The 25,561-nt window shown below is 35.5% G+C and carries 25 protein-coding genes; 16 read left to right on the top strand and 9 right to left on the bottom strand.

Annotated features, from left to right (window positions below; translation table 11 throughout):
- Positions 1 to 307: 307 nt before the first annotated feature.
- From FG382_RS21115 to dnaA, 7 genes are all read right to left on the bottom strand, one after another.
- Positions 308 to 1,414, bottom strand: a complete 1,107-nt coding sequence (locus FG382_RS21115) for an HD-GYP domain-containing protein (RefSeq protein ID WP_142540830.1) — start codon at positions 1,412 to 1,414, stop codon at positions 308 to 310.
- Between the two features lie 112 nt (positions 1,415 to 1,526).
- Positions 1,527 to 4,031 (bottom strand): DNA gyrase subunit A, encoded by a 2,505-nt coding sequence (gene gyrA / locus FG382_RS21110; protein ID WP_142540829.1) that lies wholly within the window; start codon positions 4,029 to 4,031, stop codon positions 1,527 to 1,529.
- 27 nt (positions 4,032 to 4,058) lie between these two features.
- On the bottom strand, positions 4,059 to 5,981 hold the full coding sequence (gene gyrB / locus FG382_RS21105) for a DNA topoisomerase (ATP-hydrolyzing) subunit B (RefSeq protein ID WP_188713361.1): 1,923 nt from the start codon (positions 5,979 to 5,981) through the stop codon (positions 4,059 to 4,061).
- Between the two features lie 71 nt (positions 5,982 to 6,052).
- Positions 6,053 to 7,165 carry a DNA replication/repair protein RecF gene (gene recF / locus FG382_RS21100; protein WP_142540827.1) on the bottom strand — a complete coding sequence of 371 codons (1,113 nt, stop codon included), beginning with the start codon at positions 7,163 to 7,165 and terminating at the stop codon, positions 6,053 to 6,055.
- 1 nt (position 7,166) lies between these two features.
- Entirely contained in the window at positions 7,167 to 7,394 is a 228-nt protein-coding gene (gene yaaA / locus FG382_RS21095; RefSeq protein WP_142540836.1) for a S4 domain-containing protein YaaA, read from the bottom strand.
- Between the two features lie 327 nt (positions 7,395 to 7,721).
- Positions 7,722 to 8,858: a DNA polymerase III subunit beta gene (gene dnaN / locus FG382_RS21090; protein WP_142540826.1), complete on the bottom strand. Its 1,137-nt coding sequence runs from the start codon at positions 8,856 to 8,858 to the stop codon at positions 7,722 to 7,724.
- Between the two features lie 172 nt (positions 8,859 to 9,030).
- Complete coding sequence (dnaA, locus tag FG382_RS21085; RefSeq protein WP_229677448.1) at positions 9,031 to 10,374, bottom strand: chromosomal replication initiator protein DnaA; 1,344 nt, start codon at positions 10,372 to 10,374, stop codon at positions 9,031 to 9,033.
- Positions 10,375 to 10,894: 520 nt separating this feature from the next.
- Between dnaA and rpmH the strand changes: the two genes are divergently transcribed.
- From rpmH to FG382_RS21030, 11 genes are all read left to right on the top strand, one after another.
- Positions 10,895 to 11,029, top strand: a complete 135-nt coding sequence (rpmH, locus tag FG382_RS21080) for a 50S ribosomal protein L34 (RefSeq protein WP_142540824.1) — start codon at positions 10,895 to 10,897, stop codon at positions 11,027 to 11,029.
- A 63-nt stretch (positions 11,030 to 11,092) separates the two neighbouring features.
- A complete protein-coding gene (gene rnpA / locus FG382_RS21075) occupies positions 11,093 to 11,437 on the top strand; it encodes a ribonuclease P protein component (protein ID WP_142540823.1) in 345 nt (114 codons plus the stop codon).
- A gap of 60 nt (positions 11,438 to 11,497) precedes the next feature.
- Positions 11,498 to 12,268, top strand: a complete 771-nt coding sequence (gene yidC / locus FG382_RS21070; RefSeq protein WP_142540822.1) for a membrane protein insertase YidC — start codon at positions 11,498 to 11,500, stop codon at positions 12,266 to 12,268.
- Entirely contained in the window at positions 12,265 to 13,020 is a 756-nt protein-coding gene (gene jag / locus FG382_RS21065; protein WP_142540821.1) for an RNA-binding cell elongation regulator Jag/EloR, read from the top strand. The genes yidC and jag overlap by 4 nt, the downstream gene beginning before the upstream one ends.
- A gap of 439 nt (positions 13,021 to 13,459) precedes the next feature.
- Positions 13,460 to 14,845, top strand: coding sequence for a tRNA uridine-5-carboxymethylaminomethyl(34) synthesis GTPase MnmE (mnmE, locus tag FG382_RS21060; RefSeq protein WP_142540820.1), 1,386 nt, complete (start codon positions 13,460 to 13,462; stop codon positions 14,843 to 14,845).
- A gap of 23 nt (positions 14,846 to 14,868) precedes the next feature.
- Positions 14,869 to 16,758 (top strand): tRNA uridine-5-carboxymethylaminomethyl(34) synthesis enzyme MnmG, encoded by a 1,890-nt coding sequence (gene mnmG / locus FG382_RS21055; protein ID WP_142540819.1) that lies wholly within the window; start codon positions 14,869 to 14,871, stop codon positions 16,756 to 16,758.
- 23 nt (positions 16,759 to 16,781) lie between these two features.
- Positions 16,782 to 17,498 (top strand): 16S rRNA (guanine(527)-N(7))-methyltransferase RsmG, encoded by a 717-nt coding sequence (gene rsmG / locus FG382_RS21050; RefSeq protein ID WP_142540818.1) that lies wholly within the window; start codon positions 16,782 to 16,784, stop codon positions 17,496 to 17,498.
- A 193-nt stretch (positions 17,499 to 17,691) separates the two neighbouring features.
- Positions 17,692 to 18,564 (top strand): nucleoid occlusion protein, encoded by an 873-nt coding sequence (gene noc, locus FG382_RS21045; RefSeq protein WP_142540817.1) that lies wholly within the window; start codon positions 17,692 to 17,694, stop codon positions 18,562 to 18,564.
- 132 nt (positions 18,565 to 18,696) lie between these two features.
- Positions 18,697 to 19,458 carry a ParA family protein gene (locus tag FG382_RS21040; RefSeq protein WP_142540816.1) on the top strand — a complete coding sequence of 254 codons (762 nt, stop codon included), beginning with the start codon at positions 18,697 to 18,699 and terminating at the stop codon, positions 19,456 to 19,458.
- On the top strand, positions 19,451 to 20,287 hold the full coding sequence (locus FG382_RS21035; RefSeq protein ID WP_142540815.1) for a ParB/RepB/Spo0J family partition protein: 837 nt from the start codon (positions 19,451 to 19,453) through the stop codon (positions 20,285 to 20,287). The genes FG382_RS21040 and FG382_RS21035 overlap by 8 nt, the downstream gene beginning before the upstream one ends.
- Before the next feature lie 65 nt (positions 20,288 to 20,352).
- On the top strand, positions 20,353 to 21,060 hold the full coding sequence (locus FG382_RS21030; RefSeq protein WP_142540814.1) for a DUF554 domain-containing protein: 708 nt from the start codon (positions 20,353 to 20,355) through the stop codon (positions 21,058 to 21,060).
- Here the strand turns inward: FG382_RS21030 and yyaC are convergent.
- Positions 21,016 to 21,615, bottom strand: coding sequence for a spore protease YyaC (yyaC, locus tag FG382_RS21025; RefSeq protein ID WP_142540813.1), 600 nt, complete (start codon positions 21,613 to 21,615; stop codon positions 21,016 to 21,018). The genes FG382_RS21030 and yyaC overlap by 45 nt on opposite strands.
- On the opposite strand from yyaC, the gene FG382_RS21020 reads away from it, so the two are divergent.
- From FG382_RS21020 to ychF, 3 genes are all read left to right on the top strand, one after another.
- Positions 21,614 to 22,513 (top strand): mechanosensitive ion channel family protein, encoded by a 900-nt coding sequence (locus tag FG382_RS21020; protein ID WP_142540812.1) that lies wholly within the window; start codon positions 21,614 to 21,616, stop codon positions 22,511 to 22,513. The two genes, yyaC and FG382_RS21020, sit on opposite strands and share 2 nt — an antisense overlap.
- Positions 22,514 to 22,554: 41 nt before the next feature.
- A complete protein-coding gene (locus tag FG382_RS21015) occupies positions 22,555 to 22,755 on the top strand; it encodes a DUF951 domain-containing protein (RefSeq protein WP_142540811.1) in 201 nt (66 codons plus the stop codon).
- Positions 22,756 to 22,843: 88 nt separating this feature from the next.
- Positions 22,844 to 23,944, top strand: a complete 1,101-nt coding sequence (ychF, locus tag FG382_RS21010; RefSeq protein ID WP_142540810.1) for a redox-regulated ATPase YchF — start codon at positions 22,844 to 22,846, stop codon at positions 23,942 to 23,944.
- Positions 23,945 to 23,969: 25 nt separating this feature from the next.
- Here the strand turns inward: ychF and FG382_RS21005 are convergent, their stop codons facing one another.
- The gene (locus tag FG382_RS21005) at positions 23,970 to 24,518 is read right to left on the bottom strand and encodes a DUF3267 domain-containing protein (RefSeq protein ID WP_142540809.1); all 549 of its coding nucleotides are present in this window, start codon (positions 24,516 to 24,518) and stop codon (positions 23,970 to 23,972) included.
- Positions 24,519 to 24,684: 166 nt separating this feature from the next.
- On the opposite strand from FG382_RS21005, the gene rpsF reads away from it, so the two are divergent.
- On the top strand, positions 24,685 to 24,975 hold the full coding sequence (rpsF, locus tag FG382_RS21000) for a 30S ribosomal protein S6 (protein ID WP_142540808.1): 291 nt from the start codon (positions 24,685 to 24,687) through the stop codon (positions 24,973 to 24,975).
- Positions 24,976 to 25,018: 43 nt separating this feature from the next.
- Entirely contained in the window at positions 25,019 to 25,528 is a 510-nt protein-coding gene (ssb, locus tag FG382_RS20995; protein WP_142540807.1) for a single-stranded DNA-binding protein, read from the top strand.
- Positions 25,529 to 25,561: the final 33 nt, after the last annotated feature.

Here is a 25,561-nt window from a genome sequence, read left to right as displayed (position 1 = left end):
AGCGTTCGTCCTGAGCCAGGATCAAACTCTCCATAATAGAGAACTTAAAAAGCTCATTTTGTTTTGCTGGCATCATCATTAAATGATGTCATAATTGTTTTGCTATCAGACTAACAAGTTAATCTGAAAAGCTATATCTTAACGTTTTGCATGTTCAGTTTTCAATGTTCATGTTGTTGTCTCGTTTTGACGACTTCTATATAATATCAAGGTTCCGCATATATGTCAACACTTTAATCTAAAAAAATTAAACTCTTTCCTTTTCAGCTAGAAATAAGGCAGAAATAAGGAAAGAGTTATTTTTAAGTCATTCTATAATACTCTCTATGTACAAAGATCTTTTAGCAGCTAAGTCAATTATTTGACCAGTTTCTGTTAAACGAATCATAGGTCTCATTGGGGAATCTCTATGAGAAAATACTACTTCTCCTGTACTTCCATCTGACAAGTTTACACAAGTGGAGATCGGCAAATCACCCACAAGTGAAATTAACGCATGAACGGCTTCGATATTATATTTGCCAAACTCTTCTTCTTTTATCATCTCTAATACTTTGAATGAGGAGCTCTTCGCACGATAAACACGTTCAGATGTCATGGCATGGTAAACATCTGCTACAGCTATTATTTGAGAGTAAACCGATATTTTGTCCAATTTTTCTCCTTTTGGATAACCACTGCCATCTAAACGCTCGTGATGCTGAAAGATTGCTAGCTTCAGTTCTGATTTCAATAGAGGAGAATCTTGTATCATTTTTAAGCTATATATAGTATGTTTTTTAATCTCTGAAAAATCGGCTTCAGTTAAATAGGACTTTTTCGCTCTAATCTTCACATCCACTTTTGCCATTCCTATATCTGCTAACAAACCGGCAGTTGCTATTTGCTTAATCATTCCTGATGGATAGTTCATTTTTTTTGCTATTGCACCCGCTATTATACCAACAGCAATCGAATGATGGGCAATATAGTTATCTATAGAAGAAAGACTATTTAAGTAAGAAAAGATTTTTTTGTCGTCCATAGCCCTTTCAACTAAGGGCATAATTATATTGCGTAATTTCGCTAAATCTACTTTTATCCCAGCTTCCCAAGAAGAAAATTCTTTATAAAAACTATTTATCGCATCATTGTATAGTTTTATAAAATTTGTTTGGATAGCCGGTTCATCTTTATTTTGTATAGTATTTACTTGCTCTTCGTTTAATTTATTTATTTCTTCTTCCGTTCTACCAAATACATTTTCTATTATTATAGGTACTTTCTTAACATTAAAGGCACGTAACACTTGAATATGCTCTCTTGTTATTTTCGTGTCCTTTCGAATAATGGGGTTTTTTGTATTAACCAAAATATCTTCAGCAAGGACACTTCCCAATCTCAATTCCTCTAACTTTTCTAAAGCCTGGTACATTCCATTCCCTCCTTTTTCTAAATGTTTCTTTAATTATACTAAATATTATTGGTTACTGTATATGTATGAAAAACACTCTTAAACAAATTTGTTTAAGAGTGTTTTCATTTACTTATTCACTTATTTCTTCTGTAGAGGAAGATTCCGTATCAGTAGAAGGATTTTCTTCTACCTCTATATCTTCATCCTCTTCTTTTTCAACTTTTGCAACGGTAGCTATTAGCTCATCATCTGCAAGTCTCATTAGTCGGACACCTTGCGTACTTCTACCCGTTATAGAAATATCTTTTACGTCCATTCGAATGAGCATACCATTTATCGTAATTAACATTAAATCTTCTGTTCCATCTACTGCCTTAACAGCGGATAAAGGCCCGTTCTTATCGGTAATTTGACATGTTTTCACACCCATACCACCGCGACTTTGTAAACGATACTCAGATTCCGGTGTACGTTTTCCATAGCCATTTTCTGTAACAACTAATATTTCTTGGTCCGGTTCTATAATTTCCATACCTACCACATAGTCATCGTCTTTTAAACGGATACCTCTTACCCCACCGGCAGTTCTACCCATAGAGCGTATATCAGTTTCTTCAAATCGAACTAGCTTACCTTGCCTTGTTCCAATGATTATTTGTTTATTACCATCCGTCAAACGAACAGCAATCAATTCATCATCCTCACGCAATGAAATGGCGATCAAACCATTTGCTCGAATATGCGCAAACCCAGAGACAGGTGTACGTTTGGTTACACCATGCTTTGTCGTAAAAATGAAATAGCTATCTTCTTCAAAGGATGCCATTGGAATCATTGCTGTAACTTGTTCATCTTTATCCACACCTAGTAAGTTAATAAGCGGTAATCCTTTTGCTGTTCGACCGTACTCAGGTATTTCAAATCCTCTGGCACGGAAAACTTTACCTTTATTCGTAAAGAATAAAATAGTATCGTGTGTGGATGTATACAATAGATGTTCTACAAAATCATCTTCGTTTGTACCCATCCCTTGAACTCCTCGACCACCACGTTTTTGACTCTTATACGTATTAGCAGGCAATCGTTTGATGTACCCTTTATTTGTCAAAGTAAGTACGGAGTTTTCTACAGGTATTAAATCTTCGTCTTCTAAAACTTCTGCTCCACCGGCAACAATTTCAGTTCGGCGCTTATCTGCATAACGATCTTTAATTTCTGTAATTTCTTCTCGTATAATCTCAACTACTCGATACTCATTTGCTAAGATGAATTTTAGTTCTTCGATTAGTTTAACTAAAGCTGTATACTCCTCTTCAATCTTATCTCTTTCTAAGCCCGTTAAACGTTGTAAACGCATATCTAAAATTGCTTGGGCCTGGCGTTCAGATAAATTAAATTTCTCCATCAAGCCATTTTTCGCTTCTTCTCCTGTTCGAGATGCACGAATTAAAGCAATGATTTCGTCAATATGATCTAAAGCAATTCGTAAACCTTCTAAAATATGAGCTCGATCTTCCGCTTTATTCAATTCATATTGTGTACGACGACGGATAACCACTTTTTGATGTTCTAAGTAATAATAAAGCATTTCTTTTATGTTTAATACTTTTGGTTGGTTATCTACAAGGGCTAGCATATTAACGCCAAAACTAGATTGTAATGCCGTTTGTTTATACAAATTATTTAAAAGTACGTGGGAGTTTGCATCTTTTCTTACTTCAATAACAATTCGCATACCGTTACGATCAGATTCATCTGCTAAATGTGTAATTCCATCAATTTTTTTATCACGAACTAATTCTGCAATTTTTTCTATTAAACGAGCCTTATTTACTTGATATGGTAACTCTGTAACGATAATTACTTCTTTACCGCTAGCTTTTTGTTCAATTTCGACTTTTGCACGAATTAGTATAGAACCTCTACCCGTTTCGAATGCACGACGAATACCACTTTTCCCTAAAATAATACCGCCTGTTGGAAAGTCTGGACCTGGGATTATTCCCATCAATTCCTCTATCGTAATCGCAGGATTTTCAGACAATGCTAAAACTCCATCAATTACTTCTCCTAAATTATGAGAAGGAATATTCGTTGCCATACCAACTGCAATCCCAGAAGCTCCATTTACAAGCAAGTTAGGAAATCTACTTGGTAATACAACAGGCTCTTTTTCCTGTCCATCATAGTTATCTTTGTAATCTATTGTGTTTTTATTAATATCACGCAATAACTCCATCGCAATTTTAGACATTCTAGATTCGGTGTAACGCATTGCAGCTGCTCCATCACCATCAACCGAACCAAAGTTACCATGTCCATCTACTAACATATAGCGGTAGCTCCAATGCTGTGCCATACGTACCATTGCTTCGTAAATTGAGGAGTCACCATGTGGATGGTATTTCCCCATTACGTCTCCTACAATACGAGCTGATTTTTTATGAGGTTTATCAGGTGTATTCCCCAACTCTTGCATACCATATAAAATTCGACGATGTACAGGCTTTAGCCCGTCACGTACGTCTGGTAAGGCACGGGATACAATAACACTCATCGCATAGTCTAGAAATGAGGTTCTCATTTCTGTACTAATATTGATCCCCTTGACACCTTTATTCGGTATTTCTGACATCCTAAAGACCTCCAGTCACACACATTCTTAAATATCTAAGTTTTTCACATATACAGCATTTTCTTCGATGAATAGACGTCTCGGTTCTACTTCTTCACCCATTAGCTGTTCAAATACCGCATCTGCTTCCATTGCATTATCTAAGTTCACTTGGAGTAATGTACGTGCATCTGGGTCCATTGTTGTTTCCCAAAGTTGCTCTGCATCCATTTCCCCGAGACCTTTATAACGCTGAATATTCGGTTTGGACGTTTTCGGTAAGCGATCTAAAATTTCTTTTAATTGTTCATCATTATAGCAATATTCGACGTGTTTCCCTTGTTTCACTTGATACAAAGGTGGTTGTGCAGCATATACATAACCAGCTTCGATTAGCGGTCTCATGAAACGGAAGAAAAAAGTAAGCAATAAAGTTCGAATATGCGCTCCATCAACATCAGCATCCGTCATAATAATAATTTTATGGTAACGGGCTTTTTCTAATGTAAACTCTTCGCCAATGCCAGTTCCTAGTGCAGTAATCATTGCTCGAATTTCAGCATTTCCTAAAATTCGATCTAAGCGTGCTTTTTCTACGTTTAGGATTTTTCCTCTTAAAGGTAAAATAGCTTGAAAATGACGGTCACGACCTGATTTAGCCGATCCACCAGCAGAGTCACCTTCTACGATGTACAGTTCACTTTCCGCAGGTACACGTGAAGAACAATCTGCAAGTTTCCCCGGTAGACTAGAAACTTCTAATGCTGACTTTCTACGTGTAAATTCACGAGCTTTTTTCGCAGCAACTCGTGCTCTTGCAGCCATAAGTCCTTTTTCAACAACTTTACGGGCAGTTTGTGGGTTTTCTAACAAAAACCGATCAAAACCCTCTGAAAACAAGCTATTTGTAATGGTACTCACTTCGGAGTTACCAAGTTTCGTTTTTGTTTGTCCTTCGAATTGAGGATCTGGATGTTTTACAGAAACAATGGCTGTTAATCCTTCACGAACATCATCCCCGGTTAAATTGGCATCTGCTTCTTTTAACAAACCATTTTTTCTAGCATAGTCATTAATCACACGAGTTAGTGCTGTCTTAAATCCAGACTCATGCGTTCCACCCTCATACGTATTAATATTGTTTGCAAAGGATAATATATTAGACGCGTAACCAGAGTTGTATTGCATAGCAATTTCAACGGCAATTCCATCTTTTTCTCCTTCTACAAAAATAGCTTCTTCCGTAATCGGCTCTTTTGTTTTATTTAAATCTTCAACGTATGATTTTATTCCGCCTTCATAGAAATACTTAACGGATTGTTCTTGGCCTTCTCTTTCATCAGCAATTGTTATCGACAAACCACGATTTAAATAAGCTAATTCACGAACACGATGGGCCAATATATCAAATTCATATATAGTAGTTTCCGTAAAAATTTCCGCATCTGCTTTAAATCGCGTAGTTGTACCAGTTATATCCGCTTCTCCAATAACTTCCAAAGGAGCGATCACAGCACCACGTTCAAATTTGATACAATGAATTTTTCCATCACGTTTTACATATACTTCTGTAAACTCGGAAAGAGCATTTACTACGGAGGCCCCAACACCATGAAGTCCACCTGATACTTTGTAGCCGCCACCACCAAATTTACCACCTGCATGTAAGACGGTCATAATAACTTCGACGGCAGGTTTACCCATTTTTTCTTGTATATCTACAGGTATACCACGACCATTGTCTTCTACTCGAATCCAATTGTCTTTTTCAATTGTTACGATAATATGATCACAGTATCCAGCAAGTGCTTCGTCAATACTGTTATCCACTATTTCCCACACAAGATGGTGAAGTCCCTTCGAACTGGTAGTACCGATGTACATACCTGGACGTTTTCTAACTGCTTCTAACCCTTCTAATACTTGTATCTGATCGGCATCATAAGATTTTTCTAACTCTTTTTCTTCCATAGCCAACTTGCTCACCTACTCTTTCATCACTTCAATAATGGTGACTCATGTCTTTAAAAGTATAATTTTTATTAATCGATAACTGCTCCTTGTTCCACATGAAACATTTTTGCATGTTGAATCGTATCATGTGCAATGCCTTCTACACTTGTAGTTGTAACAAACGTTTGGACATCACCTTGAATCGTATTTAACAAATGCGATTGTCTATAGTCATCTAATTCTGATAGAACGTCATCCAGCAATAAAACAGGAGCTTCACCTACCTCCTGTTTTATCAATTCGATTTCAGCTAATTTTAAAGACAAAGCCGTTGTTCGTTGTTGGCCTTGTGATCCATATATTTGAACATCATAATCATTAACGAAAAATTGAAGATCATCTCGATGCGGACCTGTTAAGGTCACTCCACGATCAAGTTCTCTTTTTTGATTATCTGTTATTTTTTTTTCAAGATGTTCTTTCATCTCGTTCTCTGTCCAATCTGCTTTAATGCCAGAAGTGGAATTATATGAAACGGTCAACTTTTCTAAACCTCTAGATATACCAAAATGGATTGGTTCTGCCCACTTTTGCAGTAAATCCATAAATTGAAATCTTTTTTGGATTACTTTCACTGCAGCATCTATATATTGTTCCGTATACACATCAAACATAACATCCTTAAGAAAAGGTTTCCCTTGATTTTGTTTTAATATATGATTTCGTTGTTTTAATATCTTTTGGAATTGAAGTAAATCATGTAAATAAACAGGGGAAATTTGGCCGATTTCCATATCCAGAAACCGCCTTCTAACTTGTGGACTTCCTTTTACTAAGTACAAATCTTCCGGGGCAAACATGACGACATTTAGCTGCCCGATATAATTACTTAGTTTTTTTTGTTCTAAGTGATTAACTTTCGCTTTTTTACCTTTTTTTGACAACGTTAATTCTAAAGGCAAATGACCATACTTTTTTTGAATAGCCCCTCTTATTTTACCATAGTCTGCTTCCCAACGTATCAATTCTTTGTCATTGGAAGTTCTGTGGGATTTTGCCATCGACAACACATAAAGGGACTCCATCAAATTTGTTTTCCCTTGTGCATTTTCTCCGATAAAGACATTTATTTTGGAGGAAAAGTCCAACTCAATTGATTCATAATTACGGAAATCTTTTAACTCTAACCGTTCAATATACATGTTAATCCCCGTTCTCTGGTCCAATCATCTGGAATCTTCCTACCCCCGGAATATTTACAACGTCTTTGTGACGTAGCTTACGGCCTCTTCGATCTTCTACTTCACCATTCACGTAAACGGCATGTTCACTTAAAAACCATTTGGCCATTCCACCTGAATCTATTGCATCTGTCATTTTCAATAGTTGACCAAGTGTAATAAATTCTGAGTCAAAACGAATCTCTTCCAACAATAATTCAACCTCTTCTCATTTTCATTATCCCTTCATTTTACTCCAAATAACCGAATAAGTAAAAAAAAGTGTAAATGGTTTGCAATGTAGCTTGTTTTCGAAGTTTTATACGTAATAGTCATTGTAATCTTACGACAAGTAACCTCTTAGTTTAGTGAACTATTTCCTCTATTCCACTTCAGATACTTTTTACAAAACTAAGCTGTATAAATAAACCGTTTAGTTACATGCAAAGTTATCCACATTGTTGATAATTTTCTCCAGCGTAAAAAAGATAGCCACGATAGTGACTATCCCCATTTATTATTAAATTTTTCAACTTAATTAATAAGTTCTTACCGGTAATATAAGCTGCAAAATAGAATCATCGTGAACAGATTTTAGTACAAAAGGTCTCATTGCTCCGGAGAACAAGATTTTTACGTCTTGACCATCGATTGCTTTTAAAGCATCCATCATATATTTTGCACTAAAAGAAAGTTTCAACTCTTCACCATCTATAGATTCTGCTTGAATTTGTTCTTCTACATTTCCTATTTCAGGTGAATTGGAGGACACTTCAACAAAACCGTCACCGATAGTTGAAAAACGAACAACATTATTTCTTTCTTCTCTCGCCAGTAAAGAAGCTCGATCAATTGCTTGAAGTAATGATTTTCCGTTAACTAAAATCGTTGTTTTATATTCATTTGGAATCAACCTTGACGTATCAGGATAATTTCCTTCTAACAACCTTGAATAGAATAACACATCTCCTGTTTTAAACAGTATTTGTTGTTGTGTCATAACAATCGCTACTTCAGAGGACGTTTCTTCTAATATTTTGTTTAATTCATTTAAGCTTTTCCCAGGAATAACAACACTATATTCTTCTTGAGGCAAATCTTTTAGTGCTGTTTTTCTTTTAGCCAAACGATGGCTGTCTGTTGCTACACAGTGAAGCTCTCCTTCTTTTACTTGCCAATTAACACCTGTTAGTACTGGGCGACTTTCTGAAGTAGAGACAGCAAATACCGTTTCTCTAATAATTGATTTTAATAAATCAGAAGGAATAAAGAATTGGCGATCCTCTTCAATTTGAGGAAGCAATGGATACTCAGATGCATCTAGACCAATTAAGTTAAACTCTGATTTACCTGAACGAATATGTGTTTGAAATTGATTGGTTACTTCGATTTCCACTTCGTTAGTAGGTAGTTTTCGTACAATCTCATTGAACACTCGAGCTTGTAGAACTATAGTTCCTGATTCTGTTACTTTAATAATTTGTTCTCCATTTTTTTCTGTCGGAATATACGTTTGAATAGTGATGTCTGAATCACTGCCCGTGATATAGAGTCCTTTTTGTGAAACTTCTAATTTAAGACCAGTTAATATTGGGACAGTTGTTTTCGAACTTACTGCTTTCATCACGTCATTTAATCCCTCTAATAAACTATCTCTCATTACTTCGAATTTCATTTTTGTACCTCACTTATATAGTTATTATTTATTTAAAAGAATAATAGATATAGTAATAGGGCTTGTGGATATGTTGATAAGTGTATCTTAACCCTGCTATGACTGATTATCCACATGTGAATAAGTTGTTCTTAAGTAAAAGGATAAAGAATAAACTTATCCACAATATTTTTTATCTCCCTAAAATAGTTTTTATTTGTTTTAAGTCATCTTGCAAATTTGTATCATCTTTAAGCATTTTAGAAATCTTCTCGTGTGCATGAATAACAGTCGTATGATCTCGACCACCAAACTCTTCCCCAATTTTCGGCAGAGAAAAGTCGGTTAATTCTCTAGAAAGATACATGGCAACTTGACGAGGAAATGCAATAGATTTAGTTCGTTTTTTAGCGGAAAAATCTTCCAGTCTAATATGAAAATGTTCCCCAACTACTTTTTGGATGTCTAAAATAGTAATAATTCTTGGACGTGCGTTAGGCATGATATCTTTTAGAGCCTCTGTTGCAAGTTCAGGGTTTATATCCTTATTGACAAGAGAAGAATAAGCAACAACACGTATTAGTGCGCCTTCTAATTCCCGAATATTTGAATCGATTTGATTTGCTATATAGGCCATTACTTCATCCGAAATGTCTAGTCCGTCAGCTCTTGCCTTTTTACGTAAAATAGCAATTCTTGTTTCTAAGTCTGGTGGCGCTATATCGGTTATTAAGCCCCATTCAAAGCGAGAACGGAGTCGATCTTCCAATGTAGGTATTTCTTTTGGTGGCCTATCACTTGAAATAACAATTTGTTTGGATTCTTCATGTAACGCATTGAAAGTATGAAAAAATTCTTCTTGAGTTGATTCTTTTCCGGCAAGGAATTGAATATCATCTATTAACAGGACATCTATGTTCCGATATTTATTGCGAAATTCAATGGTTTTATTGTCACGAATAGAGTTAATGAATTCATTCGTAAACTTTTCAGAAGATAAATAAACCACTTTTGCATTGGGATCGTGTTCTTGTACATAATGACCAATCGCATGCATTAAGTGGGTTTTTCCGAGTCCAACTCCTCCATATATGAATAGAGGATTATATGCTTTTGCAGGTGCCTCTGCTACAGCTAAAGAAGCAGCATGAGCGAAGCGGTTTCCTGATCCAATAACAAAAGTATCAAACGTGTATTTAGAATTTAAAATTCCAGGGGAAAACTCAGATTGTTCTCCATTATTGTTAGGGATTTTCGGTTTTGGTATATCAAAATCTTCTACGTCTTGGTTCTTTGGTACAACAAAAGAAATAAGAAGTTCGTTACCAGTCACTTCTGTCAAAATTCCAGCAATTAAATGGACATAGTGGTTTTCAAGCCAGTCTCTTGCGAAGGAATTCGGCGCAGCTATTGTAACAGTCTCTCCTTTATATGAAAGTAGCTTCGTCGACTTTAACCAAGTTTCAAAACTAGGTTTCGATGTTTTCTTTTCTACTTCAGAGAGAACCTTTGCCCAAAGTTCTTCTAAATGTTCCAATAATCTAGTCTCCTTTTTTCGAGTAGTAAAACGTTCATATTTACAACTTGCAAAAATAATTAATATGTATAGATTTAAGACATATACACAAATCCACTTCCTGTGGATAAATATTGTAAACGTACGTGGAAAAACTTATCCACAGATTATTAACAACTGTGGATAAGAAAAAATGGTAAAATTTAATTGAAAAAGTAAAACACAAATATCGTAACAAAAAAACATTGTAATTACAAGAGATTTAAGAGTTATCCACAATTATCAAATTATTAACATTCCAGGTTGTCCACAAGGTATGATTATGTTTAGAACATGTTCATAAGTCTTGTGGATATTTTTTGTGTTTATTTTTTTATACACAAACAAAAAGGGGGAGTAATAATAATTGTGGATAAACTATCTTTATAAAATAGGACTATAAGTATTGGAAAAGTGATTGACATAATCACAGTAGTTATATATAATATCGGAGACTGTCTAAAGAAATTTGTAAGATGATCACTCAGGAGGTGTCATATAGATGAAACGTACATTCCAACCAAATAGCCGTAAACGTAGCAAAAACCACGGTTTCCGCGCACGTATGAGTACTAAAAACGGTCGCCGCGTATTAGCAGCACGCCGTGCAAAAGGAAGAAAAGTATTATCAGCATAAGTCCACTGACCATTCAGTGGTCTTTTTTTTCTTTTATAACGATTAGTCGGAGCAGGTGAAACGATGAATAAAAGACAACGAATAAAAAGAAATGCAGAGTTTCAAGAGATCTTTAAAAAAGGAAAGTCATTTGCTAATAGACAATTCGTTGTCTATTGCCTAGCAAAAGAAGATGATTATTATCGTGTAGGATTGTCGGTCAGTAAAAAAGTAGGGAATGCAGTAGTTCGAAATCGTATAAAAAGATATATTAGACAAACCTTTTTAGAAATACATGATCAAGTGTATTCGAAAATGGATTATATAATTATCGCCAGAAATCCGGCGGCCAAGCTAGATTTTCATGAAACCAAAAAAAGTTTGGAACATGTTTTAAAAATTGCAAAGGCAATCAAAAAGAAAAGCTAGTGTAGACTTTCTTAGAAATGGTAAGATGAAATGAAGATATATAATTAGGGGGAAAGAAGGTTGAAAAAAAGATTATCATTAGTACTATTACTAGTAGTAGTAACTGCACTACTTGCTGGTTGTTCTGAATTTAATGAGCCGATCTATTCTGATTCAGAAGGATTTTGGAATCATTACATCGTTTGGCCATTAGTTTCAGCTATTACTTACTTTAAAGATTTACTAGGCACTTATGGTTTAGGAATTATTACGGTAACCATTATTATTCGCTTAATAATCTTACCTTTAATGATTAAACAGACAAAAAGCTCGAAAAACATGCAAGAAGTACAACCTGAATTACAAAAATTAAAAGAAAAATACAGTTCTAAAGATGCGGTAACTCAGCAAAAGTATCAGCAAGAAATGATGGCTCTTTTTAAAGAAAGAGGAATCAATCCAGCTGCTGGATGTTTGCCGGTGTTTATCCAAATGCCAATACTAATCGGTTTTTATCATGCAATTAGCCGTATGAATAATACACCAGAAATCAATCTAGGTGACTTTTTAGGATTTGCATTAGCAGAGCCTAGTATAATACTTGCAGTTCTTGCTGGTATTATGCAATTGATCGTTTTACGTACAGGTCCGGCTATGGATAATCCGCAAATGAAAATTATGATGTATATTATGCCGTTTATGATTATCGGATTTGGTATTGTATTACCGGCTGCATTAACATTATATTGGGTTATCGGAAACATAATCTCTATTATTCAAAATTTATTCATTTATAAACCTTGGAACAAGAAAGCAAAGGAACCTGTTAAATCGGGAGGGGCTAAAAAATGAATCAGATTACGCAAACTGCACCTACAAAAGAAGAAGCTATAACTATTGCACTAGAAAAGCTAGGAGTACCCATGCAAGATGTGTCGATTACAGTAGTGGAAGAGGGTAAAAAAGGCTTTCTAGGATTTGGAGTAAAGCCTGCAGTTGTACAAGTAACTGTTTTAAAAGAAGAAATAGTAGAAGAAATTCCTAAAACGGAAAAAGTAGAAATAGAACAACCCCAACAGGTCCAGGCTCATAACACAGAAGAAAGTGATCTAATTGTGAAAGAAGAAGCACCTGTAAAGCAGCAAACAAACGAGTTAGCGGTAGAGGAAACTATTCAATATATAGAGAAAATCGCTAAAGAGATGAAAATAGATGATTTAGTAATAACTGAAAAAAGAGATGGAAAGTTTGTTCATCTTCATCTAAATAGTGAAAAAGCGGCATTACTAATAGGAAAGCGTGGACAAACACTAAATGCGCTTGAAAATTTATCCCAGCTTGTCGCTAATAAGTTTTCTAATTCCTTTATTATTATTAAATTAGATGTTGGAAATTACCGAGAGCGTAGAAGAGAATCGCTCGAGCAGCTTGCAGAAAGAATGGCAGATAAAGCTGTTCGTACTGGTAAAAAGGTAGAGTTTGAACCAATGTCTTCTTTTGAAAGAAAAATAATTCATCATGCACTAACTGTTCGAGTGGATATAGAAACCTATTCAATGGGAACAGATCCAAATCGTTATTTAGTTATAGAACCAATAAAGTAAAAAATAAATGGGTTTTAGCTCTCTATAGCTGAAATCCATTTTTTAAATTTTAAAGCGAAAAGATAAGTGTGAGGTCAACTGCTGGCATGCGCCCGATAAAATGATCCCAGACTAAGTACGTAACATCATGTGAGACACAACTAACAATCAGTGGAAGGAAAGCGGACTGTGCGTCGGAAAACCCCGACTGATTGAGGTTTCACCTTATTAGCAAATACCGCGAATCGTAAAGGAAGTAGGAGAATAATGTCAGCCTGGGTACGTCCCATTTATACGAAGGATAATTGATATGGTTAAATTGGTACATTTTGTTCACACGAATAAAAGTATCTATGCTTCTGATTTTGGGTATTTTGTGGTATCGTTATATGTTAGATAGTCGTGTTCGTTTACTTATTCACATGTGGATAAGTGGTAAACTGTAAGGAGGTAGACACTAGTGGAATTTGATACAATAGCAGCTATTTCTACACCGCTTGGTGAAGGGGCTATAGCAATAGTAAGAATCAGTGGGTCTAATGCAGTAGCCATAGCAAATAAAATTTTTCGTTCACCAAACGAAAAAGATTTACTCAAACAAGCATCTCATACGATACATTATGGACATTTAGTTGATCCTAAAACGAATGAGGTAGTAGAAGAGGTAATGCTATCCTTAATGAAAGGACCAAAAACATTTACAAGAGAAGATGTAATAGAGATAAATTGTCATGGAGGACTTGTATCGGTCAATCGTGTCTTACAACTCATTTTAATAAATGGTGCACGACTCGCAGAGCCAGGTGAGTTTACGAAACGTGCATTTTTAAATGGAAGAATCGACTTATCGCAAGCAGAAGCTGTCATGGATTTAATAAGAGCAAAAACAGATAAAGCGATGAATGTTGCTTTAGGGCAAATGGACGGACGATTATCTAGACTTATTAACACATTAAGACAAGCTCTTCTTGAGACTTTGGCACAGGTAGAAGTAAATATTGATTATCCAGAATATGATGATGTGGAAGAAATGACACTTCCACTGATGATAGATAAATGTACTTGGGTAAAAGAAGAAATTGATAAGTTATTAATTACTTCATCTCAAGGAAAAATACTTCGTGAAGGACTTTCAACTGCAATTATCGGAAGACCGAACGTTGGAAAGTCTTCTTTATTAAATAGTTTGATACAAGAAAACAAGGCTATTGTTACGGATATAGCGGGAACTACAAGAGATATTATAGAAGAGTATGTTAATGTACGCGGAGTTCCGTTAAAATTAGTAGATACTGCTGGAATTCGAGAAACAGAAGATATTGTTGAAAGAATCGGTGTAGAAAAGTCACGACAAGTATTAAAAGAAGCAGATCTTCTTTTGCTTGTGTTAAACAATGCTGAACAACTAACCGAAGAAGACCGACGACTATTTGAAGCAGTTGAAGGTATGGATTGCATTATTATCATTAATAAAACAGATTTACCGTCCGAAATAAACATGGACGAAGTGAAGCGGTTGGCAGGAGATAAACGAGTAGTCACGACTTCCTTACTTCAGGAGGAAGGGGTCGATGAATTAGAAGAAGCAATAGCTACTCTATTTTTTGAAGGATCTATTGAAGCATCGGATTTAACTTATGTATCGAATGCTCGTCATATATCCTTATTACATTTAGCAAAAGCAACTGTAACAGACGCAATTGAAGCTGCACACAATCAAGTGCCAGTGGATATGATTCAAATAGATGTGACAAGAACTTGGGAAATACTAGGCGAGATAGTTGGAGATACAGTGGAAGAAAGCCTAATTGACCAGTTATTTGCACAGTTTTGTTTAGGAAAATAAAAAAGTGAGAGGAAGTAACGAACATGCCAAACTTTGAAGCAGGCAAGTTCGATGTGATTGTTGTTGGAGCAGGACATGCAGGCGTGGAAGCAGCACTAGCAGCTGCTAAAATGGGTGCAAAAACGCTTGTTTTGACAATTAATCTTGATATGATTGCATTTATGCCATGTAATCCATCCATCGGAGGGCCAGCGAAAGGAATTGTTGTGCGTGAAATTGACGCATTAGGCGGAGCCATGGGAAAAGTAATAGATAAGACACATATTCAAATGAGAATGCTGAACACTGGGAAAGGTCCAGCTGTTCGAGCACTACGTGCACAAGCGGATAAAGTGTTATATCAACATGAAATGAAACGACTACTTGAAGAACAAGATAATTTAACGATTCACCAAGCAGTTGTAGAAGAATTACTTGTCGAAGATGAGAAAATCATCGGATTAGTAACACAAGTAGGGGCTATTTACCGAGCAGAAACAGTGGTTATTACGACGGGTACATTTTTACGCGGAGAAATAATCATTGGTGACTTAAAATATTCAAGTGGACCAAACAATCAGCAACCTTCTATTAAGTTAGCGGATAGCATCCGAAATTTGGGCTTTGATTTGGTTCGATTTAAAACGGGTACACCACCACGTGTAAATAGTAAAACAGTAGACTATAGTAAAACAGAAATTCAACCTGGTGATGACGTTCCTAGAGCATTTAGTTTTGAAACAACTGAATTTATCATGGATCAATTACCATGTTGGTTAACATATACAAGTGAAAAAACCCATCAAATTATTAATGAGAATTTACATTTATCTCCTATGTATTCTGGTATGATTAAAGGAACTGGACCAAGATATTGTCCTTCTATTGAAGATAAAGTAGTGCGATTTAATGATAAACCGCGTCATCAGATTTTCTTAGAGCCAGAGGGAAGAAATACAAAAGAAGTATATGTTCAAGGTTTATCGACTAGTCTACCAGAACATGTTCAACGACAACTAATAGCTTCTGTTCCTGGACTTGAAAATGCGGAAATGATGCGTGCTGGTTATGCAATTGAGTACGATGCAATGGTACCAACTCAATTATGGCCAACACTTGAAACGAAAAAGATTAAAAACTTATACACTGCAGGTCAAATTAACGGAACTTCTGGATACGAAGAAGCAGCAGGCCAAGGTTTAATGGCTGGTATAAACGCAGCACTTCGAGTACTCAACAAGGAAGAAAAAGTATTAAGCAGATCAGATGCGTACATTGGAGTACTGATCGACGATTTAGTAACAAAAGGAACAAATGAACCATATCGCTTACTTACTTCACGTGCAGAATATCGATTGTTATTACGTCATGATAACGCTGATTTAAGACTTCTTGAAATAGGCTATGAAATCGGTTTGGTCCCTCAAGAGAGATATGATCAATTTTTAGCTAAAAAGAAACGAATAGAGGATGAATTAGTTCGTCTACGCACACTAATCATTAAACCAAATGAAACAACACAGGCATTAATACGTAGTGTAGAAGGTAGTGAACTAAAAGACGGTATACGTGCTGCTGATTTGCTGAAGCGAACGGAAATGCACTATGATTTAGTTGCCGAATTGGTTCCTTCAGAAGTAGAATTAACATTAGAAGAAAAAGAACAAGTTGAAATTCAAGTAAAATATGAAGGGTATATTGAAAAATCTCTTCAACAAGTAGAAAAACTCAAAAAAATGGAAGACAAAAAAATTCCTGACCAACTTGATTATGATGCAATCTCTGGAATTGCTACGGAAGCTAAACAAAAATTGAAGCAAGTACGTCCATTATCTATTGCACAAGCATCTCGTATATCAGGAGTAAATCCAGCGGACATTTCTATCTTGCTTATCTATATTGAACAAGGAAAAATAGCTAAAATATCTGGATAGTCTTAAATGATAAGGAGAACTACATGAACGAAGAACAATTTAAACAAGCCCTTCATGAAAGAGGGATTTCACTAAGTGATGTTCAACTAGAACAGTTTAAAAAATATTATGAACTACTAGTTGAGTGGAATGAAAAAATGAATTTAACAGCTATCACAGATGAACCTTCTGTTTATTTAAAACATTTTTTTGATTCTATTAGTGCTTCCTTTTATGAAGATTTTAATGGCCCTTTCTCTGTTTGTGATGTAGGAGCAGGGGCTGGATTTCCAAGTATTCCGATAAAAATTTGTTTTCCAAATATAAAAGTGACTATAGTTGATTCATTAAATAAACGAATTCAATTTTTAACTAATTTAAGTAAAGAATTAAACTTATCCAATGTTCAATTTGTGCATGCTCGAGCGGAGGAATTTGGACAAAACAGTGAATATAGAGAAAAATATGATATTGTAACTGCAAGGGCTGTAGCAAGGCTCTCTGTCTTATCCGAATTGTGTGTCCCTCTTGTAAAAGTGGGGGGCAGGTTTATTGCGATGAAGGCTGCTAGTGCTTCCGATGAGTTAAAAGATGCGAAAAAAGCACTAGATGTGCTAGGTGCTGAGAAAAGTGGAGAGAATTCATTTCTTTTACCTATAGAAAATAGTGAGAGAACGTTATATGTCTTTTCTAAAACAAAAAGCACACCGAAAAGATACCCTCGAAAGCCAGGTATTCCAAATAAAACGCCTATTATTTAACCTTACTAAACATCTTGTTTCTATCTATAAGTTAGTAGAATATTACGAGTTTATATTCTTAAATATTAGAGATAAGAAGCAAGTATGTTAAGGTGCATTAAGTTGAGGAACGTTCCACGTGAAACATTTATAGTAGTGTAATTTTTTCGTGAATATTAAGTGTATAGAGTTTCTAAAAGGTGGTGCTTGTTAGATGAAAAGTCCTTTTTCTCGTTTTTTCGGAAGCTCTGAAAAACAAGGACAAGATGTAGTTGTGGAACCCACAAAACATCATTTAGAAGAAGTAGTAAATATAGCGATTGAAAAAATAATACCCAATAGATATCAACCGAGAACTGTTTTTGATGAAGCAAAAATAGAGGAACTTGCTCGGACTATTCATACGCATGGTGTAATTCAACCAATAGTCATCCGCAAAATGGATGATGAAAAGTATGAAATTATTGCTGGGGAGCGGCGTTTTCGAGCAATGTCAAAATTGCAGTGGGCAGAAGTACCAGCAATAATTCGTAATTTAAGCGACAAAGAAACTGCTTCTATTGCATTAATAGAAAACTTACAACGAGAAGAATTAACCGCAATTGAAGAAGCGGTGGCTTATCAAAAGTTGCTAAAACTACATGAGCTTACACAAGAAGCATTAGCACAACGACTTGGGAAAGGTCAGTCTACTGTTGCCAACAAACTAAGACTGTTAAAACTCCCTGAAGAAGTGCAAGAAGCAATTCTGAAAAAAGAGTTATCGGAAAGACATGCAAGAGCGTTAATGCAAATTAAGGATAAAGAAACACAAATACAATTGATGAATATGACAATAGAAAATCATTGGAATGTGAAACAATTGGAACAAAAAGTAGAAGAAATTATAAACCCTCCTATGAAGGAGGATAAAAAAGCAACAAAACCAAAAAGAAAAGCCGTCAGCAAAGACGTACGAATTGCTTTAAATACGATAAAACAGTCCTTATCAATGGTTACCAAGAGTGGTATTAATATCAAAACAGAAGAAGAAGATATGGAAGAATTTTATCAAATTACTGTGAGAATACCTAAAAAGAAATCATAATATATTATCAAATTCAAACTCTGGCATTATTGCAAGAGTTTTTCTTTTGTTACAAGAATAATATCCAATTTTCTTGAGAAATTTGATAGAATGGAATAGAGTCAAAAAATTACGACGAAAGTAGGTGCAAGAGTGGGAAGAATTATTGCAATAGCCAATCAAAAAGGTGGTGTGGGAAAGACTACTACATCTGTTAACTTAAGTGCCTGCCTTGCCTACTTAGGTAAGAAAGTTTTACTTGTAGATATTGATCCACAAGGAAACGCTTCCAGTGGCGTAGGTGTTAATAAAGGCGATATAAGTCAATGTATTTACGATGTTTTAATAGATGATGTAAGTGTTTTGGAAACAATTCAAGAAACAAAGGTGGAGAATCTTTACATTGTTCCCGCTACAATTTCTTTAGCAGGAGCAGAAATAGAATTAGTTTCAACTATTTCTCGAGAGGTTCGATTAAAAAAAGCATTACAGGAAGTAGAAAATCAATACGATTACATCGTTATTGATTGCCCACCATCTCTTGGATTGTTGACTATAAACTCGTTGACTGCTTCAGATGCTATTATTATTCCGGTTCAATGTGAGTTTTATGCCTTAGAAGGTTTAAGTCAATTATTAAGTACTATACGACTTGTACAAAAGCATTTAAACAAAAACCTAGAGATTGACGGTGTTTTATTAACTATGTTTGATGCTAGAACGAATCTAGGTATCCAAGTCATTGAAGAAGTAAAAAAATACTTTCAAGAGAAAGTATATAAAACGATAATCCCTAGAAATGTACGCTTGAGTGAAGCACCTAGTCATGGAGAACCAATTATTATTTACGACCCGAAGTCTAGAGGAGCAGAAGTATACTTAGAACTAGCGAAGGAAGTGATTCGTAATGGCTAAAGCTTTAGGAAAAGGTATTAACGCACTCTTTCCGGGTGAAGATCAAATAAAAACAGAGAAAGTTGAACAAATAAGTTTAACAGATATCAAGCCAAATCCTTATCAACCTCGAAAAATTTTTGATCAAGAAGCGATGAAAGAGCTTACTGAGTCTATTAAAGAACACGGTGTATTACAACCTATTATTCTTCGTAAAAAAGGTTCAAAATATGAAATAGTTGTTGGGGAGAGAAGATTTAGAGCTTCTCAGCTTGCTAGTTTAGATATAATACCAGCTGTCATTCGAGAGCTGACGGATCAGCAGATGATGGAGCTCGCTATATTAGAAAACTTACAGCGTGAAGATTTAACGCCAATAGAAGAAGCAGAAGCTTATCAAAATTTAATGGAACATTTGAAGTTAACACAGGAACAACTTGCATTTAGATTAGGAAAAAGTAGACCACATATTGCTAACCATGTACGATTACTTACATTACCCGAAGTCGTAAGAAATGCCATTTCGGATGGTGTTCTCACAATGGGACATGGGAAGGCTTTGCTAGGTTTAAAAAAGAAAAAAAACATTCCAATAATCATGCAAAAGACGGTTAAAGAAAACTTAAATGTACGTCAATTAGAAGCTTTAGTACAAAGGCTAAATGAAAATGTTCCACGTGAAACAAAAAAAGAAGAAAAAGATATATTCACAAAAGAAAAGGAATCTGAATTGAGAGATATTTTCGGTACATCTGTCTCGATAACAAAGGGTAAAGAAAAAGGAAAAATTGAAATTGAATTTTATTCAGAAGATGATTTAGAAAGAATATTAGAACTATTAGAGAATTAATTCAGCCTATTTCTAGGGCAACCTAGGAATAGGTTGTATTTTTAGAGACGAGATGAGGATTACGGATGGTATTGTTAGGGACTTTAGTAAATGCTCTATTAATAATTATAGGAGCTATTGCCGGACGGTTATTAAAAGGGATACCTGAGAATATGAAGCAAACAGTTATAGGGGCAATTGGAATAGTGGTGACTGTTTTGGGTATTCAGATGGGCTTAGAAAGCAGTAATTTTGTATTAATCATTATTTGTATAGTGTTTGGAGCAGTTATAGGTGAATGGATAGATATAGATAAATGGTTAAACAAGTTAGGTCAATTTTTAGAAAAAAAATTTGGTTCAAAAGCTTCTCAAGGAGGAAGTATCGCACAAGGTTTTGTTACGAGTACACTTATATTTGTTATTGGCGCTATGGGAGTATTAGGAGCATTGAATAGTGGACTTCAAAATGATCATGAATTACTCATAAGTAAAGGAATTATAGACGGCTTCACTTCTATTATTTTATCAGCAACGCTTGGAATAGGCGTATTATTGTCAGCAATTCCGGTTGCAATTTACCAAGGAGTAATTGCTTTATTCGCAACACAGATTACAAAAGTTATACCAGAAGCTGCGCTCGATTTATTTCTCCAAGAAATGACAGCTACTGGCGGCATTATGATTATTGCAATTGGTTTAAATTTACTTGGCTTAACTAATATTAGAGTGGCGAATCTCTTACCTAGTTTAGTTGTTGTTGGCATTGCGGTGGCTATTATTTATGTCTTTTAAATTATAACGATGCCATGCTAAAAGAAGAGAGCGTGAAATCACTCTTCCCATTTCGAATGTTAGATTGAGACGGGTACTTTGTAAAACATTATATTCCATAAAACCTCCAATATTCACGACAGCTTTAATGGAGACTTCTCCGATTGGTGGTAATTCTTTTTTTACTGCTTTTCCAGGGAATAGCGGACCAGGATGTACAATAATCTGTCCAATATTGTTTGCATTTCCTAAACAAGCATCAATAGCAATAATATAAGGTGAATCAGGTGACCTTTTTAATTCCTCTGTTATTTCTTCTAGATTCAAAGCATGTAAAGGATTATCCAAGGTTCCGACAACTTGAAACGGAAAAGAAACGAGTTGTGTTAAAAAGGAGCCAGTCATTGGTCCAAGCGCATCACCTGTAGAGCGATCCGTTCCTATACAGCAAAAAACTAAGTTTTGGTGATCAAAAGGAATATGTTCTAAAAAGTAGTTGCTTAATCGCCAAACTACTCCTGTTTCTTTATAATAGATAGTAGAGGGATTTTTAGTAACTGTCGCTTCAGAATTCATGAGTTTTACTCGCTTTCTTTTTAGCATAGTATATGCATCTAGAAGATTATTTATTCAAGTAGAGGTGATAAACGACTTTATGGAAAAAACTACTCAGAAAATACAGGATTACTTATTTACAGAGGACACATGGATACAGCTTGGAATTATTAGTATAAAAATAATTGTTATTTTATTGCTAATGACAGTTGTAGTGAGAGTCGGTAAACGTGTTATCAAAAAAATGTTTTTCGTTAGACAAAAAAGTCCTTTAGGGTATTCGGAACGCAGACAAAATACTTTGGAGAAGCTATTACAAAATATTTTAGCTAATGTAGTTTATTTTACTGCCATCATAGCGATTTTAAGTACTTTTGGCATAAAGGTGGTAGGACTACTTGCCGGAGCAGGAATTGTGGGTCTTGCAGTTGGTTTTGGTGCGCAAAGCTTAGTAAAAGATATTATTACAGGATTTTTTATAATATTTGAAGACCAGTTTGCTGTGGGAGATCAAGTACAAATTGGTACAGCTAATGGAATTGTGCAGGAAATTGGTTTACGTACAACGAAAGTGAAAAGTTATACAGGGGAACTTCATATTATTCCAAATGGAAGCATTACAAACGTTATTAACTATTCCATTTTTAATTCATTGGCTTTAATAGATTTTAGCGTGGCATCTGAAACAGATCTTTTGGCATTAGAGAAGAATATACAAGAATTCCTGAAAGTTTTACCGAGCAAATACGAGGATCTTGTTAAACCACCAAGTTTTTTAGGGGTACAAAGCTTTAGTGCAACAGAGATAGTTGTCCGTATTACCGCTGAAACAATACCGACGAAACAAGCCGGGGTTGCTAGAAAGGTACGAAGAGATTTAAGAGAGTTCTTGGAACATAAAGGTATTCAAATTTCATAATTATATAGCGATATTAATTCTAGTAAAAGAAGGTGATTGAAATGGAAAGTAAGCAATTTCAATTAAATGATATAGTAGAGATGAAAAAGCAACATCCTTGTGGGACAAACGCATGGAAAATTATCCGAATGGGAGCGGACATTCGGATTAAATGTGAAGGTTGCCAGCATAGTGTGCTCATCCCAAGAAAAGAGTTTGAAAAAAAAATGAAGCGACTTTTAAAACAAGCAGATACTGAGTAAAGATAGACTTTTAGCATTAAAATCAATATAATGAACTGGTTATAATTTAAAAAAGTGTAAGTTAATATAGAGAAGGGTTGTGACATATATGGCACTGACGGCAGGAATCGTAGGATTACCAAACGTAGGGAAATCCACATTGTTTAATGCAATAACAAAAGCGGGGGCACTTGCAGCTAACTATCCATTCGCTACGATCGATCCGAACGTAGGTATTGTAGAAGTTCCAGATGCACGTTTAGATAAATTAACAGAGTTAGTAACACCTAAGAAAACAGTTCCAACGGCATTTGAGTTTACAGACATTGCAGGAATTGTAGAAGGCGCTAGTAAAGGAGAAGGTCTTGGAAACAAGTTCCTAGCTCATATTCGCGAAGTAGATGCAATTTGCCAAGTAGTACGTTGCTTTAATGATGAAAATATTACACATGTTTCCGGTAAAGTAGATCCAATCTCCGACATAGAAGTAATTAATCTGGAGTTAATCTTAGCGGATTTAGAAAGTGTAGATAAACGTTTAGCACGTGTTGCGAAAATGGCAAAACAAAAAGATAAAGATGCAATGATAGAAGAACCGATTCTTTCACGCTTAAAAGAAGCTTTTGAAGCTGGCAAGTCTGGCCGTTCCGTCGACTTTACGGAAGAGGAACTTCGAGTGGTAAAAGGTCTGCACTTATTAACTATTAAACCGATGTTATACGTTGCAAATGTATCGGAAGACGATATTATGGCAGACGAAGAAAACGAATATGTACAAAGAGTACGCGCATTTGCAGCTGAAGAGGGGGCACAAGTAATTGTAGTTTGTGCAAAAATCGAAGAGGAAATGGCAGCTCTAGAAGACGATGAAAAGCAAATGTTCCTAGAAGAACTAGGAATTGAAGAATCAGGATTAGACCAACTAATTAAAGCATCGTATTCATTGCTAGGACTAGCTACTTACTTTACTGCAGGTGTACAAGAAGTACGTGCATGGACGTTCCGCAAAGGGATGAAAGCTCCACAATGTGCTGGTGTCATTCACTCTGACTTTGAAAAAGGATTTATCCGTGCAGAAACAGTTGCTTACGATGATTTAGTTGGTACTGGATCGATGGCAGCCGCAAAAGAGGCAGGAAAAGTTCGTCTAGAAGGAAAAGAATACGTTGTACAAGACGGCGACGTAATGCTGTTCCGTTTCAACGTTTAATAAAAAAGATTAGCGAAATCTCTCGCTAATCTTTTTTTAGTATATATAGTTTTGGTTTTATAGGATCATCTTTTATTAGAACATCTTTTGGATATCTTCTTAACTCTTTATACATCGCAAAGTCACCAGCTGCACCAGCTATAAGCCATGCTCCCAACAGAACAAGTACTGGCATTTCTATTATATATCCGAAAAGCATTGGAAGAACACCAGTCATCCAAAAAGGCAGCAACAATGCTTTTTTCATTGCGTGATTAGGTAAAGGAACGGTAGTTGTTGCGTAAGCAATCCCCATTTTCAAGTTAACACCGTAATCCATGCTACTCCATGGAACTTTCCCGAAAAAATAAAAACCGATTAAATGAAAACATTCATGTAAAACAATAAGAAGTATATATCCGATACAAAATAAGAAAAATCCCCAAAATGTAAGAGTTAGTTGTATAGCGCCTTGTAAAAAGGTGTAGATAACTAGTCCTACAATGGAGAGAATAACGGTCATCAATAAGCTAGACCAAGCGACCCTTTTCAAATCAATTTCAACTATAGATAAATAATCCTCTCTTTTTTCCATGAACGACCCCTCCAATTAATAAATATACATGATTTAAAAAAGTAATGACAATCATTCTTGAAATAATAAACACCTTATGGTACAATTCATTGATGTGAGTAATAGAATTACTTGCTCCTTGTCGATTGGTAACAATCGGCCAAAGACCATAGGGAGGTGTAAATAGATGAGAAAGTACGAATTAATGTACATTATTCAACCAGCAATCGAAGAGGATGCTAAAAAAGCTTTAGTTGAGCGTTTTAACGAAATCCTAACTTCAAACGGTGCTGAAATCATCGAAGCAAAAGACTGGGGTAAACGCCGCTTAGCTTACGAAATCAATGACTTACGTGAAGGTTACTACCAAATCGTTAAAGCAAACGCTGATTCTAAAGCAATCGATGAATACATTCGTTTAGCAAACATCAATGAGGACATTATCCGTCACATTGCTGTTCGTATCGACGATAAATAATAAAATCGACTAACAAAAGCTGAATGAGGGAGGTTGTACACTGATGATTAACCGTGTCGTTTTAGTTGGAAGACTAACAAAAGATCCGGAACTTCGCTATACACCAAGTGGCGTGGCAATGGCAAGATTTACACTAGCTGTCAATCGAACATTTTCTAACCAACAAGGTGAAAGAGAAGCTGATTTTATCAACTGTGTCGTTTGGAGAAAACAAGCGGAAAACACAGCTAACTTTTTGAAAAAAGGAAGTTTAGCTGGTGTCGAAGGGCGTATTCAAACAGGCAGTTATGAAGGACAAGATGGAAAACGTGTTTATACGACGGATGTTGTCGCAGACAGTGTTCAGTTTTTAGAACCACGTAGTAGTTCTGGAGACCGTGGCCAATCGGGACAACCATACGGTGGCGGACAACAGCAACAACAGCAAAATCCATATCCAACATATCAGCAAAACCAACCAATGAATCAGCAAAATTATACACGTGTAGATGACGATCCTTTTGCAAATAGTAGTGGACCAATCGAAGTTTCGGATGACGATCTACCATTTTAATAGGACAGCACACATGTTACTTTAACCGAAAAG

Source organism: Psychrobacillus lasiicapitis (genome assembly GCF_006861795.1).
GTDB classification, from domain to species: Bacteria; Bacillota; Bacilli; order Bacillales_A; family Planococcaceae; genus Psychrobacillus; species Psychrobacillus lasiicapitis.
This window is presented reverse-complemented; position numbering and strand designations above follow the sequence as displayed.

Bases quoted from the DNA above. Each gene is read 5' to 3' on its own strand.
- FG382_RS21030 (WP_142540814.1), top strand. From the start codon at position 20,353: ATGGTATTGTTAGGGACTTTAGTAAATGCTCTATTAATAATTATAGGA.
- yyaC (WP_142540813.1), bottom strand. From the start codon at position 21,615: ATGAATTCTGAAGCGACAGTTACTAAAAATCCCTCTACTATCTATTAT.
- mnmG (WP_142540819.1), top strand. From the start codon at position 14,869: ATGCCAAACTTTGAAGCAGGCAAGTTCGATGTGATTGTTGTTGGAGCA.
- FG382_RS21005 (WP_142540809.1), bottom strand. From the start codon at position 24,518: ATGGAAAAAAGAGAGGATTATTTATCTATAGTTGAAATTGATTTGAAA.
- ychF (WP_142540810.1), top strand. From the start codon at position 22,844: ATGGCACTGACGGCAGGAATCGTAGGATTACCAAACGTAGGGAAATCC.
- rpmH (WP_142540824.1), top strand. From the start codon at position 10,895: ATGAAACGTACATTCCAACCAAATAGCCGTAAACGTAGCAAAAACCAC.
- dnaN (WP_142540826.1), bottom strand. From the start codon at position 8,858: ATGAAATTCGAAGTAATGAGAGATAGTTTATTAGAGGGATTAAATGAC.
- FG382_RS21035 (WP_142540815.1), top strand. From the start codon at position 19,451: ATGGCTAAAGCTTTAGGAAAAGGTATTAACGCACTCTTTCCGGGTGAA.
- gyrA (WP_142540829.1), bottom strand. From the start codon at position 4,031: ATGTCAGAAATACCGAATAAAGGTGTCAAGGGGATCAATATTAGTACA.
- rpsF (WP_142540808.1), top strand. From the start codon at position 24,685: ATGAGAAAGTACGAATTAATGTACATTATTCAACCAGCAATCGAAGAG.
- rnpA (WP_142540823.1), top strand. From the start codon at position 11,093: ATGAATAAAAGACAACGAATAAAAAGAAATGCAGAGTTTCAAGAGATC.
- rsmG (WP_142540818.1), top strand. From the start codon at position 16,782: ATGAACGAAGAACAATTTAAACAAGCCCTTCATGAAAGAGGGATTTCA.
- noc (WP_142540817.1), top strand. From the start codon at position 17,692: ATGAAAAGTCCTTTTTCTCGTTTTTTCGGAAGCTCTGAAAAACAAGGA.
- jag (WP_142540821.1), top strand. From the start codon at position 12,265: ATGAATCAGATTACGCAAACTGCACCTACAAAAGAAGAAGCTATAACT.
- FG382_RS21015 (WP_142540811.1), top strand. From the start codon at position 22,555: ATGGAAAGTAAGCAATTTCAATTAAATGATATAGTAGAGATGAAAAAG.
- gyrB (WP_188713361.1), bottom strand. From the start codon at position 5,981: ATGGAAGAAAAAGAGTTAGAAAAATCTTATGATGCCGATCAGATACAA.
- FG382_RS21115 (WP_142540830.1), bottom strand. From the start codon at position 1,414: ATGTACCAGGCTTTAGAAAAGTTAGAGGAATTGAGATTGGGAAGTGTC.
- FG382_RS21020 (WP_142540812.1), top strand. From the start codon at position 21,614: ATGAGTTTTACTCGCTTTCTTTTTAGCATAGTATATGCATCTAGAAGA.
- recF (WP_142540827.1), bottom strand. From the start codon at position 7,165: ATGTATATTGAACGGTTAGAGTTAAAAGATTTCCGTAATTATGAATCA.
- ssb (WP_142540807.1), top strand. From the start codon at position 25,019: ATGATTAACCGTGTCGTTTTAGTTGGAAGACTAACAAAAGATCCGGAA.